This window comes from Streptomyces coffeae (genome assembly GCF_016741875.1).
GTDB classification, from domain to species: domain Bacteria; phylum Actinomycetota; class Actinomycetes; order Streptomycetales; family Streptomycetaceae; genus Streptomyces; species Streptomyces coffeae.
In genome coordinates this window covers 171,634-186,747 of record NZ_JAERRF010000005.1, presented here as the reverse complement: position 1 = coordinate 186,747, position 15,114 = coordinate 171,634, and the positions used below count along the sequence as shown (strand labels likewise).

Genomic DNA, 15,114 nt, shown 5'->3' with positions numbered 1-15,114 from the left:
GCCATGGACAGCAGCAACACACGCCGCCAGGCCACCCGTCAGAAACTCTTCGAGGCAGCGGTCACCCTCATCGCGGAACAGGGCTTCTCCTCCACCACCGTGGACGAGATCGCCGAGCGGGCCGGGGTGGCCAAGGGCACGGTCTACTACAACTTCGCGAGCAAGACCGTCCTCTTCGAAGAGTTGCTGCGGCACGGTGTCGAGCTGCTCTCCGCATCGCTCCAGCACGCCTCCGACGAGAACGCCGAACGCGGCGGCAGCCATGTGGACGGGCTGGACGCGATGGTCCGCGCCGGGCTCGGCTTCATCTCCCGCTATCCGGCGCTCACCCAGCTGTACGTGGCCGAGCTGTGGCGCACCAACCGCGCCTGGCAGTCCACCCTGATGATGGTCCGGCAGCGCGCCATAGCGGTGATCGAGGCCGAGTTGCGGGACGGTGTGACCGCGGGCGAGCTGAGCGAGGACATCGACATCCCGCTGACCGCCTCGGCGCTGTTCGGGATGGTCCTGGTGGCCGCGCTCGACTGGCAGTCGTACCAGCCCGAGCGGTCGTTGGACGATGTGCACGCGGCGCTCTCGCTGCTGCTCCAGGGGCGGGTGGGCGGCGGGGCCGTGGCCAAGGGCACCCCCGCCTCCGGCTGACGGCCCGGTCCCCGGCGGGCGGCGGTACGGACCGGACAGCTCCGGGGGACACGCGGACACAGCAGTGGCGGGCACAGCAGAAGGCGCTGTCCCGGCGCGGTTTCGACCCCCATCGATCCCGCGCCGGAACAGCGCCTCCCCCCGTAACTCCCCCGTAGAAGCCACCGCGGCAGCGGCGGCTCCCCCGTACGCCCCCGGTATGTCCGGGCCATCCCGCCGTTCCGCCGCCCCGTGTCGGCGGTCCGGCGAGCGGCCCTTCCGTGTGCTCCACTCTCCCCTCCGGAGGGGATCCGCCCCATCCGCGCGGCTACTCATCTCCCCGTCTGAGTACGCGTACTCAGACGCCCCGCGCTCCTCCCCACGCCCCTGCCCCGGCCGCGCTCCGTGACTGTCGGTGGCGGCGGATAGAGTCGCGGTCATGGCACGGATTGCGGTGATCGGCGCGGGGATGGGCGCCATGGCGACGGCGGCCCGGCTGGCCGTCGCGGGCCACCGGGTGGTGGTGTACGAGCGCGGCGCGACCCACGGCGGCGGGGTCGGGCGCTTCGAGCGGGACGGCTTCTCCTTCGACACCGGCCCGGGGCTGCTCCAGCTGCCCGCGGTCTACCGGGATCTGTTCGTGAAGACCGGCAAGGAGACGCTGGAGCGGAGCGTCGAGCTCATCCAGGTCGATCCCGCCGCCCGCCATCTCTTCCCCGACGGCACCGAGGTGCTGCTGCCCAACGCCTCGCACGGCGGGGTGAGCCAAGCCCTGGACGGGGCCTTCGGCGCGGGTGCGGGCGAGCGCTGGAGCGATCTGGTCAACCGCGCCCGTGAGGTGTGGGACGCCACCCGCAGACCGCTGCTCGAGGAGCCGCTGCGCTCCGACTGGCAGGTGCTGGGCCGCGATCCCTATCCGGCCGCCGCGATGCGGCGCTGGTTCGGCGGCCGTCGCCCGGCCACGCTCGCCGAGGTGGCGCGGCGCGAGCTCGACGACCCGCGGGCGGTGGCCCTGCTGGAGAGCCACGCCCTGGCTCATGGCCTCGACCCGCGCTCCGCCCCCGCCGCGGCCACCGTGCTGGCCTATATGGAGCAGACCTTCGGCACCTGGTACGTGCGCGGCGGGATGCGCGCGCTGGCCGACGCGCTGTACGAGCGCTGCTGTCAGCGGCGCGTCGAGTTCCGGTTCGACGCCGCGGTCACCGGCATCACCGAGAAGGACGGCCGCGCGGCGGGCCTGGAGCTGGCCGACGGCACCGCCGTCGAGGCGGACGCGGTGGTCGCGGCCGTCGACCCCGCGTTGCTGCCCCCGCTGCTCGGCGGGCGGCGCCCCTGGGACGACGGCGATGTCGCCCCCGAGCTGGGCCCCGGGAGCGGCGTCCCGGGGCGTCTCACCGTCCATCTGGGGCTGCGCGGAGCCCGCCCCGAGGGCACCGCGCACCGGTCCGTGGTCCACGCCCCGGACCGGGACGCGGAGTTGGCCGGTGTCTTCGGCGACGGACGCGGCACACGTCGGCCCTGTCGGCGCCCCACCGTGACCGTGCTCCGGCCGGACGACCCCACGGTGTGCCCGGACGCGGACCACGAGGCCGTCACGCTCACGGCGGTGGTCGCCCCGCACGGCCCGGTGGACTGGGCCCACCCCGAGGGCGTCGAGGACGACGCGGACGGGCTGATGGAAGCGGCCAAGCTGGTGATCCCGGATCTGGCGGACCGGGTGCTGTGGCGCGAGATCCGTACACCTGTCGACACCGCCGCGGCCACCGGCGCCCGCGGCGGCGCGGTCCCCGCCCCGGCCCTCGCGGGCGCCGGGGGCCGCCTGCTCCACCCGGCCAACCTCACCCGGCTGCCCGGCCTGTACCTGGCGGGCGGCTGGGCCCACCCGGGCGGCGGTCTGGCCCACGCCGGGATGTCGGGCGCGCTGGTCGCCGGCCTGATCGTCGAGGGCGAGGACTTCCGCGGCTCGCAGTAGTGCGGCGCACGGCCCCGCGCACCGGGTACGCCTGGCCGGCCCGGGCGCGGCGGACGTAGGGCGGCGCGCCCGCCGACCACACCAGCGGCACCCGTTGCGGTCGGCGGACGGCATGGCCCCGCCCGACGGCGTCAGTCGCTCAGCCGGCCCCGGAGCGGGCACCCTGCCTCAGCAAAGGGTCCGGCGGCGCAGGAGGCAGACGCCGGTCCGGGGCGACCCGCCCCGGACCTCAGTAGCGGTACTGCTCGTCGTAACCCTGCTGGAAGCCCTGCTGCTGGTACGGGTACGGCTGCTCGGCCGGGGGCTCGGCCTCGCCGTCGCGCTGCTGGGGCACCCACGTACCGCCCGGCTGCATCGCGTCGCCACCCTCGGGGTACTGCGCCTGCCCGGGGTACGAGGCGCCCGCCGCATAGTGGTCGCCGCCGTGTCCCCCGCCACCGAACGGATCGGCGGCGTACGGGTCCTGCCCGTAGGCGGCGTACGGATCGGCGTACTGCTGCTGGCCGTAGGGCTGCTGCGCCTGCGCGTACGGATCGGCCTGGGGCTGCGGCTGGGCACTGCCGTACGGATCGCCGTACCCCGCGTACGCCTCGTTGCCGTAGCCGTAGCCGTATCCGGCCTGCTGGCCCGCCTGGCCCGCGTCGGCGTACGCGTCCTGGCCGTAGGCGTGGCCGTGGCCCTGGCTGCTGTCCTGCGAGCCGTAGCCGCCATAGGTCTCGTACGCGCTGTAGCCGTCGTCCGCGCCCCCGCCGTATGCCGCCGCCCCGGCGGGCTGGGAGGGCACGAAGGGCGAGTTGTCGTCGTAGACGCCGTACTCACCGGTGTCGTCGGGCATCGGCTGGGGCTGGTAGGTGGGCGGTTCGGCCGGGGCGGTCGGGACGTCCTCCAGATCCGAGACCTGAAGGATCGGCTCCGGCTCGGGTGGCGCGGCGCGCTCCTCGTCCCGGCCTCGTCCGAGCCCCGGCAGTCCGCCGGGCAGCGCCCATCCGGCGGCGAAGCCGCGCCGGAAGGAGAGCGTCACATACGTCTGGCCGACCGCGAAGGCGACCGCGCCGATCGCGATCACCAGCACGGACGGGACGAGCACCCCGGCCACCACGCCGAGGAAGCCGACGAACGCCAGCAGCCGCCAGCGCAGGCGCGCCTTGTATTGCAGCAGGACCTCACCCAGCAGCCACAGCGCGACGACGCCGAAAGCGATGTAGAGGACCGTCCAGCCCATGCCCGCCCCTCTCAGTGCGGCCGCCTGTCGGCTGCCGTTACGAGGACCGCTGATGCAGTCCGAGATTCTCGTAGATTTCCAGCGTGGCCGTGGAGTGGTTCAGCGTAATGAAGTGCAGCCCGGGGATCTCCTCGGCCATCAACCGCGCGCACAGCTCGGTGGCGTAGTCGATCCCGATCGAGCGTACAGCGGCCGCGTCATCCTTCACCGCCAGGATCCTCTCCGCGAGCTCGGGCGGGAACGCGGCATTGCTGAGCTTGGCGAACCGCTCGATCTGCCGCACGTTCGTGACGGGCATGATTTCAGGGATGATCGGCGTCGTACAGCCCGCTGCCGCCACCCGGTCGCGCAACCGCAGATAGTCGTCCGGGTAGAAGAACATCTGCGTGATGGCGAAATCGGCGCCCGCGCGGCACTTGTCCACGAAGTGCCGGATGTCGGTGTCCCAGTCCGCGGAACGGGGATGCATCTCGGGGAAGGCGGCGACGCCCACGCAGAAGTCGCCCGACTCCTTGATCAGCCGGACCAGCTCGATGGCGTAGTCGAGTCCCTTGGGGTGCCGGATCCACTCCCCCATCGGATCGCCCGGCGGGTCACCGCGCAGCGCGAGCATGTTCCGGATCCCGGCGCCGGCGTACTGGCCGATGATGTTGCGCAGCTCGGCCCGGGAGTGGTTGACCGCGGTCAGATGGGCGACGGGGGTCAGGGTGGTGTCCGTCGCGATGCGCTCGGTGGCTCGCACCGTGCCCTCACGGGATGAGCCGCCGGCGCCGTACGTCACGGAGACGAAGGTCGGCGAGACGGCCTCCAGCCGGCGGATGGCGTTCCACAGCGTGTGCTCGCCCTTCTCCGTTTTGGGGGCGAAGAACTCGAAGGAGTACGACTGCTCGCCCGATGCGAGCAGATCACGCACGGTTCGCGCGCGATCGGTCCTGGTGGAAGCGGTGCCTAGGGCCATATTGGGAAGGTTAGCCAGCGGGGTGGGCCGCGCCCACCCGGGCGGCCGAAATTTACCTTTTGTCGGTGTCGTGTCCCGCAGTGCGGATACCTCCGGCCGATTGCCGGTGGTTCGACGGACCCTGGGCCGACCGGACCCGCTTGGCCAGGCTCGCCGCCGCCTCCGCCGGGTCGTCGGCAGCCGTGATCGCCCGGACCACCACAATCCGGCGCGCTCCCGCCTCCAGCACCTCGTCCAGGTTGGACGCGTCGATACCGCCGATGGCGAACCAGGGACGGGAGGGGCGCAGTGCGGCCGTGTACCGCACCAGGGACAGCCCGGGGGCGGGGCGGCCGGGCTTGGTGGGGGTGGGCCAGCAGGGGCCGGTGCAGAAGTAGTCGACGCCGGGCTGGGCGACCGCCGCGTCCACCTCCGCCTCCGCATGGGTGGAACGCCCGATCAGCACGTCCTGGCCGAGGATCGCGCGGGCCGCCGGGACGGGAAGGTCGCCCTGGCCCAGATGGAGGACGTCGGAGCCGATGGCATGGGCGACGTCCGCGCGGTCGTTGACCGCCAGCAGCTTGCCGTGGCGGCGGCACGCCTCGATGAAGACGGCCAGGTGGTCCAGCTCCTCGGCCGCCTCCATGCCCTTGTCGCGGAGCTGAACGATGTCCACCCCGGAGGTCAGCACGGCGTCCAGGAACTCCGGCAGATCGCCCTGGCGCTTACGGGCGTCGGTACACAGGTACAGCCGGGCGTCGGCCAGCTTCTCGCGAACGGACCGAGCGGACAAACCCGCGGACAAACCCGCGGACGAACCCGCGGACGAAGCAGCGGACGTGCTTCCGGACGGGCTGGTGGTGGCGGCCATGGTGCGACGGTCCCCCCGGGTCGGCGGCGTACGGGCAGGGGACGATACCCCTTGCCCGTACGCCGAGGTGATGGTGCTGAGTGCGCGATGCGGGCTGCGCGAGCGGTGTCAGACGGCGAGTGCCTGCGCCCTGCGCTTCACTTCCGTGCCGCGATTCTCGCGCAGGGCCCGCGCCGGGGTGCCGGGCAGGCTGGGGTCGGGGGTGAAAAGCCACTCCAGCATCTCTTCGTCGCTGAAGCCGTCGTCCTTCAGAAGCGTCAAGGTCCCCACGAGGCCCTTGACGACCTTGCCGTCACCGATGAACTCCTCGGGCACCTGGAGGACCCGGTTCTCGCCACGGCGCACCGCGATCAGCTGGCCCTCCTTGACCAGCTGCCGGACGCGGGTCACCTCGACACCGAGCCTCTCGGCGGCGTCGGGGAGCGTGAGCCAGGCGGGGACGAGAGCATCGATCTTTGCGTCAATCTCGGTCACGGCACAAGCCTGCCATCTGGGACTGACAGTGGATAGCCGGGCGTCCGCCACGCGGGCCGCCCCGCCCCGCCCGCGGGGCCCCCGCCCCCGCGTCCCACCGCGTCGGCCCAGCAGGCGGGAACGGGTCAGAAAACGGCGGACTTCAGCGGAACCGAGGGGTCCATGGCCCGTGCCCGGTCCAGCCGGGCACCGCGTTCGATCAGCTTGCGTCCCTGGGCCAGATCGCGCGGACGGCCGACGGCCAGCAGGGCGACCAGGGCCCCTTCGCGCAGCCAGCAGACCGCCCAGGACGCCCCGGCTGGATCGCCCCGCCACACCAGTTCGTCGTCCTCCGAGTGGTGCCCGGCGTACTGGATGAACCGCCCGAACTGCTCGGACCAGAAGTACGGCACCGGGTCGTAGACCGAGAAGGCGGTGTGTGCGGCCGTCCGGCTGCCCACGACGTTGGCGGCCACGGTGCGCGGCCCCTGGAGCGCGTTGTCCCAGTGGTGCACCAGCAGCCGGGCGCCGTACCGCGCGGAGGGGAAGGACGCGCAGTCGCCGACCGCGTAGACGTCCGGCACCGAGGTGCGCAGCCGCTCGTCGGCGGCGATGGACCGGTCGTCCGACAGGTCCACGGCGGAGCCCGCCAGCCAGTCCGTAGCGGGCCGCGCCCCGATGCCGACGACCACCGCGCCCGCCCGCAGCCGGGTGCCGTCGCCGAGCAGCAGCCCGTTCTCGTCCACCGCGTCCACCCGGACGCCGGTGACCAGGGTGGCGCCGTAGTCCGCGTACCAGTCGGCCATGGGGGCGGCGACCTCGGCCGGGAGGGCACCGGCCAGCGGCCGGTCGGCGGCCTCGACGACGGTCACCGCACAGCCCGCCTCCCGCGCGGCCGTGGCGAACTCCGCGCCGATCCAGCCCGCCCCCACCACCACGATCTCGTGCTGCCTGGCGAGCACCGGGCGCAGCCGCTCGGCGTCGTCCAGGGTGCGCAGCAGATGGACGCCGGGGACGCCCTCGCTGCCGGGCAGGGGGATGGGCTCGGCGCCGGTGGCGATCACCAGGACGTCGTAGGGCACCGGCCCGGATTCGGTCTCCAGCCGCCGTTCGCCGCTGTCCAGCGCGGAAACCGTGACCCCGAGCCGCAGCTCGATGCCGAGCGCGCCGAAGTCCACGTCGAACGCCGACCCTTCGGCCTTGCCGAGCAGCACGGCCTTGGACAGCGGCGGGCGGTCGTACGGCTGGTGGGGTTCCGCGCCCAGCAGCAGAATCTCCCCGGCCCAGCCCTCCTCGCGCAGCACGACGGCGGTCTGCACCCCCGCCATGCCCGCGCCGACGATCACCACGCGCTGTCCGCTGCCCACCGTGGAGGCCGTCTTCGTCGTCTCATCGCTCACACGATCACTGTATTGCGGTACGCGGGGCGGACCGCAGAGCGCGGGACGAGATCTACTGCACAAGATCGATTCAAGGCATACGGCAGGTTGTTGCCGTGATTCCCGGATCGCACCGTTCGCCCTTCCGGGCCGTTCGAGGCTCGTACTAGGGTGGCGCCTCAGAGCACTCGCGGGAGTTCGGACGCACCGGGCTGAGAGGGAGGCTGGGGCGGCCTCCGACCGTATGAACCTGATCCGGGTCATGCCGGCGAAGGGAGGGGCGCATACCCATGCGCACATCGGGGACCCATGCGAGCACCGAGCGGACTGAACCGTACGACGCCCTCGTGATCGGGGGCGGCATCATCGGCCTGGTCACGGCCTGGCGGGCGGCCCAGCGGGGGCTGCGCACCGCGCTGGCCGACCCGGCGCCGGGCGGCGGGGCGGCCATGGTGGCGGCCGGGATGCTGGGATCCGTCGGGGAGTTCCAGTACGGCGAGCACGCACTGCTCGATCTCAATCTCGCGTCCGCGGCCCGCTATCCGGAGTTCGTGGCGGAGGTGGAGGAAGCGGGCGGCCAGGAGGTCGGCTACCGCGACTGCGGCACCCTCATGGTGGCGCTCGACGCCGACGACCGCGCCCATCTGCGCGACCTCCATGAGCGGCACCGGCGCTTCGGGCTGGAAGTGGAGTGGCTGACCGGGCGCGAATGCCGCCGTCTGGAGCCGATGCTGGCACCGGGCGTCCGCGGCGGGATGCGCATCGACGGTGATCATCAGGTGGATCCGCGGCGGCTGACGGCGGCCCTGCTGCGCGCGTGCGAGCGGGCGGGTGTGGTCATCCACCGCGCCCTCGCCGAGCGGCTGACGGTCACCGGGGACCGCGCCACGGGTGCGGAGCTGGCCGACGGCACCCGGGTGTCCGCCGGGCAGACCGTCCTGGCCGCCGGAAGCCTCAGCGCGCGGCTGGCGGGGGTGCCCCCGGACGTGCTGCCGCCGGTGCGCCCGGTCAAGGGCCAGGTGCTGCGGCTGACCGTGCCCGCCCCCTACCGGCCGTTCCTGTCCCGGGTGATACGGGCCGTGGTGCGCGGCACGGATGTCTATCTCGTCCCGCGCGTCGACGGCGAGCTGGTGATCGGCGCCACCTCCGAGGAGCGCGGCTGGGACACCACGGTCACCGCGAGCGGGGTGTACGAGCTGCTGCGCGACGCCCATGAGCTGATCCCCGGCATCACCGAGCTGCCGCTCGTCGAGACCTGCGCGGGCCTGCGCCCCGGTTCCCCCGACAACGGCCCCTTCCTCGGGCCGACGGCGCTGCCGGGGCTCCAGATGGCCACCGGCCACTTCCGCAACGGCGTCCTTCTCACCCCGATCACGGGCGATGTCATGGCCGAGGCGCTGACCGGCGGAGAACTCCCGCCGGCGGCGCGCGCGTTCACCCCGCACCGGCTCGACGGCGCCGCCCGCACCTCGTTCAACGCACCACAGGAGCAGCCCGCATGACCGTCTCCGTAAACGGGGAGCCCCGCGAGATCGTCGAGGGCACCACCCTCGACCGGCTGGTGGCCACCCTCACCCAGGCGTCCTCGGGCGTCGCCGCGGCCGTCAACGAGACGGTCGTACCGCGCGGCCAGTGGCCGGTGACGGCGCTGGGCGAGGGCGACCGCGTCGAGGTCCTCACCGCGGTCCAGGGAGGCTGACCGATGGCTCCCACGACGACAGACACCACGACGACGGACACCACAAGCGCCGGAACCGGAACGGCCGGGACCGGAACCGCCGCGCCCGCGCCCGCCGCCGACCCGCTGACCATCGCCGGGACCGACTTCGGCTCCCGTCTGATCATGGGCACCGGCGGGGCGCCCAGCCTGGAGATCCTGGAGCACGCCCTGCTCGCCTCCGGCACCGAGCTGACGACCGTGGCCATGCGGCGGCTGGACCCCACGGTGCAGGGCTCGGTGCTCTCCGTGCTCGACCGGCACGGCATCCGCGCCCTGCCCAACACCGCGGGCTGTTTCACCGCCGGTGAGGCCGTGCTGACCGCGCGGCTGGCCCGTGAGGCGCTGGGCACGGACTGGGTGAAGCTGGAGGTGGTGGCCGATGAGCGCACCCTGCTCCCCGATCCCGTGGAACTGCTGGACGCCGCCGAGATCCTGGTGGACGACGGTTTCACGGTGTTGCCGTACGCCAATGACGACCCGGTCCTCGCCCGCAAGCTGGAGGACGTGGGCTGTGCCGCGATCATGCCGCTGGGCTCGCCCATCGGCTCCGGCCTCGGCATCCGCAATCCGCACAACTTCGAGCTGATCGTCGAGCGGGCCACCGTGCCGGTGATCCTCGACGCGGGCGCGGGCACCGCCTCGGACGCGTCGCTCGCGATGGAGCTGGGCTGTGCCGCGGTGATGCTCGCCTCGGCCGTCACCCGGGCGCGGGAGCCGGTGCTGATGGCGGCGGCCATGCGGCATGCGGTGGAGGCGGGACGGCTGGCCCGCCGGGCCGGCCGGATCCCGCGCCGCCACTTCGCGGAGGCGTCGTCCCCCGTGGAGGGCCGGGCGGCGCTGGACCCGGAGCGGCCCGCCTTCGGCTGAGCGCTCCGCGGGAAGTGCCGCGAGGTGCCGTCAGTCGTCCGCGGCCGCGTCGTGGCTGGTCGCCCACGCGGCGGAGCCGCACATCGACACAGCCCCGCGCCCCTTCGGGGCGCACCCGAACCGCACCGGTCTTCAGCGAGGCCGCCTGGCCCGGCGCCCCCGGGCAGCGGCCTGCCCAGGAGCGGCCGCCCGCCTCCGGCGAGCCGTCGGCCCGCGCACAGACACCCGCCTCCATGGGCGTACCGGCCGCAGGCGGGGCGTCCCGGAGACGCCCCGCCTACCGTGGAAGCCGGAGGTGGTCGCCGTGACCGTGGCCGACCGGATCGAGCGCGAGGTGTATGTCCCCGCCCCCATCGACCGGGTGTGGCGGGTGCTGACGACGCCCGAGCACATCCGCGCCTGGTACGCCTTCGGGGGCTGCGAGCTGGATCTGCGCCCCGGCGGCACGCTCCGCTTCCGCTGGGACGAACACGGGGAGTTCCACGGCCGGGTGGAGAAGGCAGTCCCGGACGCCCTCTTCCGCTTCCGGCTGGCCCATGAGCCGGACCGCCCCGGCACCGAGGCGGGCACGGCCACCCTGGTGGAGTTCCGGATCTCTCCGGAGGGCGCGGGCACCCGCCTCCGCCTGACGGAATCCGGTATCCGCGCCCTGGAAGTCTCCGACGAGGCCAAGACCCAGCACGCCGAGTACGCCACCCTGGCCTGGACCTCCGCCCTCGAGGAGCTGGCCGCCCTGGCCGCCGCGTCGCACAACTGACCCACAGCTGTCACCATTCGGCTTCAACTCCACTTCCACCTGGGGCTGGCGGTCGGAACGGCCCGTACCGGTCCGTAAAATGCCCTCTCGTGGATACGACGCTCCAGGACCCCCTTGTCGGGCAGGTGCTCGACGGCCGCTACAGCGTGGAGGCACGCATCGCCGTGGGCGGGATGGCGACGGTCTACCGCGCCGTCGACACCCGGCTCGACCGCGTCATCGCCCTGAAGGTGATGCACCAGAGCCTCGCCTCCGACGCCGCCTTCGTCGAGCGCTTCATCCGCGAGGCGAAGTCCATCGCCAGACTCGCCCACTCCAATGTGGTCGGCGTCTACGACCAGGGCACCGACGGTGTGCATGTCTATCTGGCGATGGAGTACGTCGCCGGCTGCACCCTGCGTGATGTGCTGCGCGAGCGTGGCGCCCTCCAGCCACGTGCCGCGCTCGACATCCTGGAGCCGGTGCTCGCCGCGCTCGGCGCGGCCCACCGGGCCGGTTTTGTGCACCGCGACATGAAGCCGGAGAACGTGCTGATCGGGGACGACGGCCGGGTCAAGGTCGCCGACTTCGGCCTGGTGCGGGCGGTGGACACCAACACCAGCGCCTCCACCGGCAGCGTCCTCGGCACCGTCTCCTATCTCGCGCCCGAGCAGATAGAGAACGGCACGGCCGACCCGCGGGCCGATGTGTACGCCTGCGGTGTGGTGCTCTACGAGATGTTGACCGGCTCCAAGCCGCACGTCGGCAGCACCCCGGCCCAGATCCTCTACCAGCACCTCAACGAGGACGTTCCGCCGCCGTCCGTCCTGGCCCCCGATGTGGCGGCCCAACTGGACGTCCTGGTCGCCTCCGCCACCGCCCGCGAGATCTCGCTGCGCCCCGCCGACGCCGTCGCACTGCTCGGCCAGGCCCGTTCGGCCCGCGCCGCGCTGACCGACGCCCAGCTGGACGCGGTGCCGCCGGAGGCCAGGGACGCGGGCGACGACAGCGGCTCGGAGAACCGTACGACGGTGATCCCGCGGCCCGCCGGCGCGGCGGACGACCAGGACCGGCTCGACCGCACCAGCCGTCTGGAGCTGCCGCAGGACCCGCCCGCGCGGCGGGGGCGCGGCCGTGGCCGCGACCGCGGCGGCCGGATGCCGCGGCGCGGGATCGTGACGATCGTCGCCGCCGTGCTGCTGGCCCTCGGAATCGGCGTCGGCGTCTGGTACATCAACTCCGGGCAGTTCACCAAGGTCCCGGCGGTGCTGAAGATGAGCCAGGCGAAGGCCGAGAAGAAGCTGCACGACACCGGGCTGGACGTGAAGGTCGTCCGCGAGTACAGCGATGTGGTCGACAAGGGCCATGTCATCAGCACCAAGCCGGGCGTCGGTGCGCGCATCCGCGACACCGGTACCGTGACGATCAGCGTGTCCCAGGGGCCGGAGCGGGCCGAGATGCCCAATGTGGTCGGCAACCGGCTCTCCGAGGCGAAGAAGAAGATCGCCGACCAGGGGCTCACGGTGGGCCGGATCATCAAAAAGTTCAGCGATGAGACGCCCCAGGGGTCGGTGCTGTCCACCAGCCCCCGTGAGGGCGCCGTGCGCCGCCCCGACACCCCCGTGTCGCTCGTGGTCAGCAAGGGCCCCGAGATCGACATCCCGGACGTGGTCGGCGACACGCTCGACGACGCTCGCTCGGAGCTGCTCGACGAGGGCTTCAAGGTGAAGATCGACAAGCAGCGGGTCTTCTCCGACGAGGACAAGGGCGCGGTCGCCAAGCAGTCGCCGGGGGACACGGGCGCCAAGGGTGACACCGTGACCCTGACGCTCTCCAAGGGCCAGGAGATGATCGAGGTGCCGGATGTCGAGGGCATGAGCATCGACGACGCCACCACCAAGCTGGAGGACAAGGGCTTCCAGGTCGACGTCGACAAGCCGGTGTTCGGCGGGGACACGATCAAGGACCAGTCGGTGGACGGCGGGGACAAGGCCCCCAAGGGCAGCACCATCACGATCGAGGTCGAGGGCATCTTCTAGACGACGCCCGGCAAACCACTGGACGGCGCCCGGGACCCCTGTGGTCCCGGGCGTCCGCCGCGCCTGGGACCCTTGGACCCGTGAGTACGCACCGCACCCGCAACCCCGTCGGCGGCCATATCCGCGTCGCGGGCGGCCTTGCCACCGTCGGTCTCGCCCACGCCCGGGACATCGGCGCCGAGACCGTCCAGGTCTTCGTCGCCAATCCGCGCGGCTGGGCCACCCCGACCGGCACCCCCGCCCAGGACGAGGCGTTCCGCACCGGCTGCGCCGAGCAGTCGATGCCGGTCTACGTCCATGCCCCGTACCTGATCAACTTCGGCTCGCACACCGAGGCCACGGCCGAGCGCTCGGTGGACTCCCTGCGCCATTCGCTGCGCCGCGGCCGGGAGATCGGGGCGCGGGGCGTTGTCGTCCACACCGGCTCGGCCACCGGCGGCCGGGAGCGCGTCCAGGCGCTCGCCCAGGTGCGGGAGCGGGTGCTGCCGCTGCTGGACGAGCTGACGCACGACGACGACCCCTGGCTGCTGCTGGAACCCACCGCCGGCCAGGGCACCTCGCTGTGCGCGCTGGTGGAGGACCTCGGGCCGTACTTCGATGCGCTGGACCGGCATCCGCGGCTGGGCGTCTGCCTGGACACCTGCCATGTCTTCGCCGCGGGCCACGATCTGGCCGCCTCCGGCGGGATGAAGCAGACCCTCGACGAGCTGGTGGCGGTCACCGGGCCGGGGCGGCTGAAGCTGATCCACGCCAATGACTCCAAGGATGTGGTCGGCGCCCACAAGGACCGGCACGCCAACATCGGGGCCGGGCACATCGGCGCGGAGCCGTTCCGCGAGCTGTTCGGCCATCCGGCGACGGAGGGGGTGCCGCTGGTGATCGAGACCCCCGGCGGCACGGAGGGACATGCGGCGGATGTGGCGCGGCTGAAGGAGCTGCGGGACGGGTGAGCCTCATGTGAGCCTCACCCTGGAATACCCCCTGGGGGTATAGCGTTCCTTCGGGGCGACGGATCACCACAGGCCCCGTTTCCCTCAGGAGGACTCCGATGGAACAGCACGGCACATCCACCACGGCGAGCTGGCCCATAGCCGTGCGGGCCACCCTGCACTGCCTCACCGGCTGCGCCATCGGCGAGGTCCTCGGCATGGCCATCGGCACCGCACTGGCCTGGCACGACGCCCCGACCATGGCGCTGGCCATCGTGCTCGCCTTCACCTTCGGCTACGCGTTCACCGTGCGGGGTGTGCTGCGGTCCGGGCTGGGTCCGCGCACCGCGGTACGGGTGGCGCTGGCCGCCGATACCGTCTCGATCGCGGTGATGGAGCTGGCCGACAACGGCACCATCCTGCTCTTCCCCGGCGCGATGGAGGCGACCCTGTCCGACGCGCTGTTCTGGCTCAGCCTGGCGCTGTCGTTCGTCGTCGCGTTCCTGGTGACCACACCGGTGAACAAGTGGATGATCGCCCGCGGCAAGGGCCATGCGGTGGTACATCAGCACCACTGACGCCCGCGGCGGGCCCCGGCTACAGCTCGGGCCCGTCCCCCGGCTCCTCCTGGTAGGAGTAGCGCTGCTCGCTCCAGGGGTCGCCGAGATTGTGGTATCCCCGCTCCTCCCAGAAGCCCCGGCGGTCGGCCCTCATGTACTCCACACCCCGGACCCATTTGGGCCCTTTCCACGCGTAGAGATGCGGAACGACCAGACGGACCGGAAATCCATGTTCCGCCGTCAGCAGTTCGCCGTCCTTGTGCGTGGCGAAAATCGACGTCGAGGAGGCGAAGTCCGACAACCGCATATTTGAGCTGAAGCCGTATTCCGCCCACACCATCACATGGGTGACATCCGGCGCGGGTGGCGCCAGATCCATGAGCACCCCCGTCGAGACCCCGCCCCATTCGGCGCCGAGCATGCTGAATTTGGTGACGCAGTGGAGGTCGGCCACGACCGTGGAGTACGGCAGCGCCGAGAACTCCTCATGCGTCCAGCAGTGCTTTTCGCCGTCCGCCGTCGCACCGAAGACCCGGAACTCCCAGCGCTCCTGCCTGAACTTCGGCACCGGCCCGTAGTGCGTAACCGGCCAACCGCGTTGCAGTCGCTGACCCGGAGGCAGCTGCGCAAGCTCCCCCTCGCGGCTTTCCGACTGACCCATGGACTCCATGGTCTCAGACCGCCGGGGGTGGTCGTGACCAGGGGATCATCCGTGGGGGCAACTCGTACTAAGCGTGCACTTACTGGACGCCCCACCAGGGGCGATGCGACGATGCGCGCAACCTGGCATTCCCCGTTCTGATGGGAA

At 72.4% G+C, this 15,114-nt stretch carries 15 protein-coding genes and 1 riboswitch; of the genes, 9 read left to right on the top strand and 6 right to left on the bottom strand.

Annotated features, from left to right (window positions below; genetic code table 11):
• Nucleotides 1-3 precede the first annotated feature (3 nt).
• Both JK363_RS10120 and JK363_RS10115 read left to right on the top strand, forming a co-directional pair.
• Nucleotides 4-642: a TetR/AcrR family transcriptional regulator gene (locus JK363_RS10120; protein WP_201874067.1), complete on the top strand. Its 639-nt coding sequence runs from the start codon at nt 4-6 to the stop codon at nt 640-642.
• 418 nt (nt 643-1,060) lie between these two features.
• Nucleotides 1,061-2,593: a phytoene desaturase family protein gene (locus JK363_RS10115; RefSeq protein ID WP_201874065.1), complete on the top strand. Its 1,533-nt coding sequence runs from the start codon at nt 1,061-1,063 to the stop codon at nt 2,591-2,593.
• Nucleotides 2,594-2,822: 229 nt separating this feature from the next.
• Here the strand turns inward: JK363_RS10115 and JK363_RS10110 are convergent, their stop codons facing one another.
• The 5 genes from JK363_RS10110 to JK363_RS10090 form a co-directional block, all read right to left on the bottom strand.
• Nucleotides 2,823-3,815: a hypothetical protein gene (locus tag JK363_RS10110; protein ID WP_201874063.1), complete on the bottom strand. Its 993-nt coding sequence runs from the start codon at nt 3,813-3,815 to the stop codon at nt 2,823-2,825.
• Nucleotides 3,816-3,852: 37 nt separating this feature from the next.
• Complete coding sequence (metF, locus tag JK363_RS10105; RefSeq protein ID WP_201874061.1) at nt 3,853-4,773, bottom strand: methylenetetrahydrofolate reductase [NAD(P)H]; 921 nt, start codon at nt 4,771-4,773, stop codon at nt 3,853-3,855.
• A gap of 52 nt (nt 4,774-4,825) precedes the next feature.
• Nucleotides 4,826-5,623, bottom strand: coding sequence for a thiamine phosphate synthase (gene thiE, locus JK363_RS10100; protein ID WP_201874060.1), 798 nt, complete (start codon nt 5,621-5,623; stop codon nt 4,826-4,828).
• Nucleotides 5,624-5,731: 108 nt separating this feature from the next.
• Nucleotides 5,732-6,097 carry an Rv2175c family DNA-binding protein gene (locus tag JK363_RS10095; RefSeq protein ID WP_201874059.1) on the bottom strand — a complete coding sequence of 122 codons (366 nt, stop codon included), beginning with the start codon at nt 6,095-6,097 and terminating at the stop codon, nt 5,732-5,734.
• A gap of 125 nt (nt 6,098-6,222) precedes the next feature.
• Complete coding sequence (locus JK363_RS10090) at nt 6,223-7,404, bottom strand: NAD(P)/FAD-dependent oxidoreductase (protein ID WP_236075676.1); 1,182 nt, start codon at nt 7,402-7,404, stop codon at nt 6,223-6,225.
• A 231-nt stretch (nt 7,405-7,635) separates the two neighbouring features.
• Nucleotides 7,636-7,750, top strand: a riboswitch (TPP riboswitch).
• Here JK363_RS10090 and thiO point away from each other — a divergent pair.
• The 7 genes from thiO (at nt 7,746) to JK363_RS10055 (ending at nt 14,324) form a co-directional block, all read left to right on the top strand.
• Nucleotides 7,746-8,957 (top strand): glycine oxidase ThiO, encoded by a 1,212-nt coding sequence (gene thiO / locus JK363_RS10085; RefSeq protein ID WP_201874057.1) that lies wholly within the window; start codon nt 7,746-7,748, stop codon nt 8,955-8,957. Its footprint overlaps the riboswitch before it by 5 nt.
• Nucleotides 8,954-9,154 (top strand): sulfur carrier protein ThiS, encoded by a 201-nt coding sequence (gene thiS / locus JK363_RS10080; protein WP_201874056.1) that lies wholly within the window; start codon nt 8,954-8,956, stop codon nt 9,152-9,154. The genes thiO and thiS overlap by 4 nt, the downstream gene beginning before the upstream one ends.
• 3 nt (nt 9,155-9,157) lie before the next feature.
• Nucleotides 9,158-10,042 carry a thiazole synthase gene (locus tag JK363_RS10075; RefSeq protein ID WP_201874055.1) on the top strand — a complete coding sequence of 295 codons (885 nt, stop codon included), beginning with the start codon at nt 9,158-9,160 and terminating at the stop codon, nt 10,040-10,042.
• A 304-nt stretch (nt 10,043-10,346) separates the two neighbouring features.
• A complete protein-coding gene (locus tag JK363_RS44150) occupies nt 10,347-10,799 on the top strand; it encodes an SRPBCC domain-containing protein (protein WP_307821669.1) in 453 nt (150 codons plus the stop codon).
• An 89-nt stretch (nt 10,800-10,888) separates the two neighbouring features.
• The gene (gene pknB / locus JK363_RS10065; protein WP_201874053.1) at nt 10,889-12,817 is read left to right on the top strand and encodes a Stk1 family PASTA domain-containing Ser/Thr kinase; all 1,929 of its coding nucleotides are present in this window, start codon (nt 10,889-10,891) and stop codon (nt 12,815-12,817) included.
• A gap of 80 nt (nt 12,818-12,897) precedes the next feature.
• Nucleotides 12,898-13,767, top strand: a complete 870-nt coding sequence (locus JK363_RS10060; RefSeq protein WP_201874052.1) for a deoxyribonuclease IV — start codon at nt 12,898-12,900, stop codon at nt 13,765-13,767.
• Between the two features lie 98 nt (nt 13,768-13,865).
• A complete protein-coding gene (locus JK363_RS10055) occupies nt 13,866-14,324 on the top strand; it encodes a DUF4396 domain-containing protein (protein ID WP_201874051.1) in 459 nt (152 codons plus the stop codon).
• Between the two features lie 19 nt (nt 14,325-14,343).
• Here JK363_RS10055 and JK363_RS10050 read toward each other — a convergent pair whose 3' ends face one another.
• Nucleotides 14,344-14,967, bottom strand: a complete 624-nt coding sequence (locus tag JK363_RS10050) for a sulfite oxidase-like oxidoreductase (RefSeq protein ID WP_201874049.1) — start codon at nt 14,965-14,967, stop codon at nt 14,344-14,346.
• Nucleotides 14,968-15,114 lie beyond the last annotated feature (147 nt).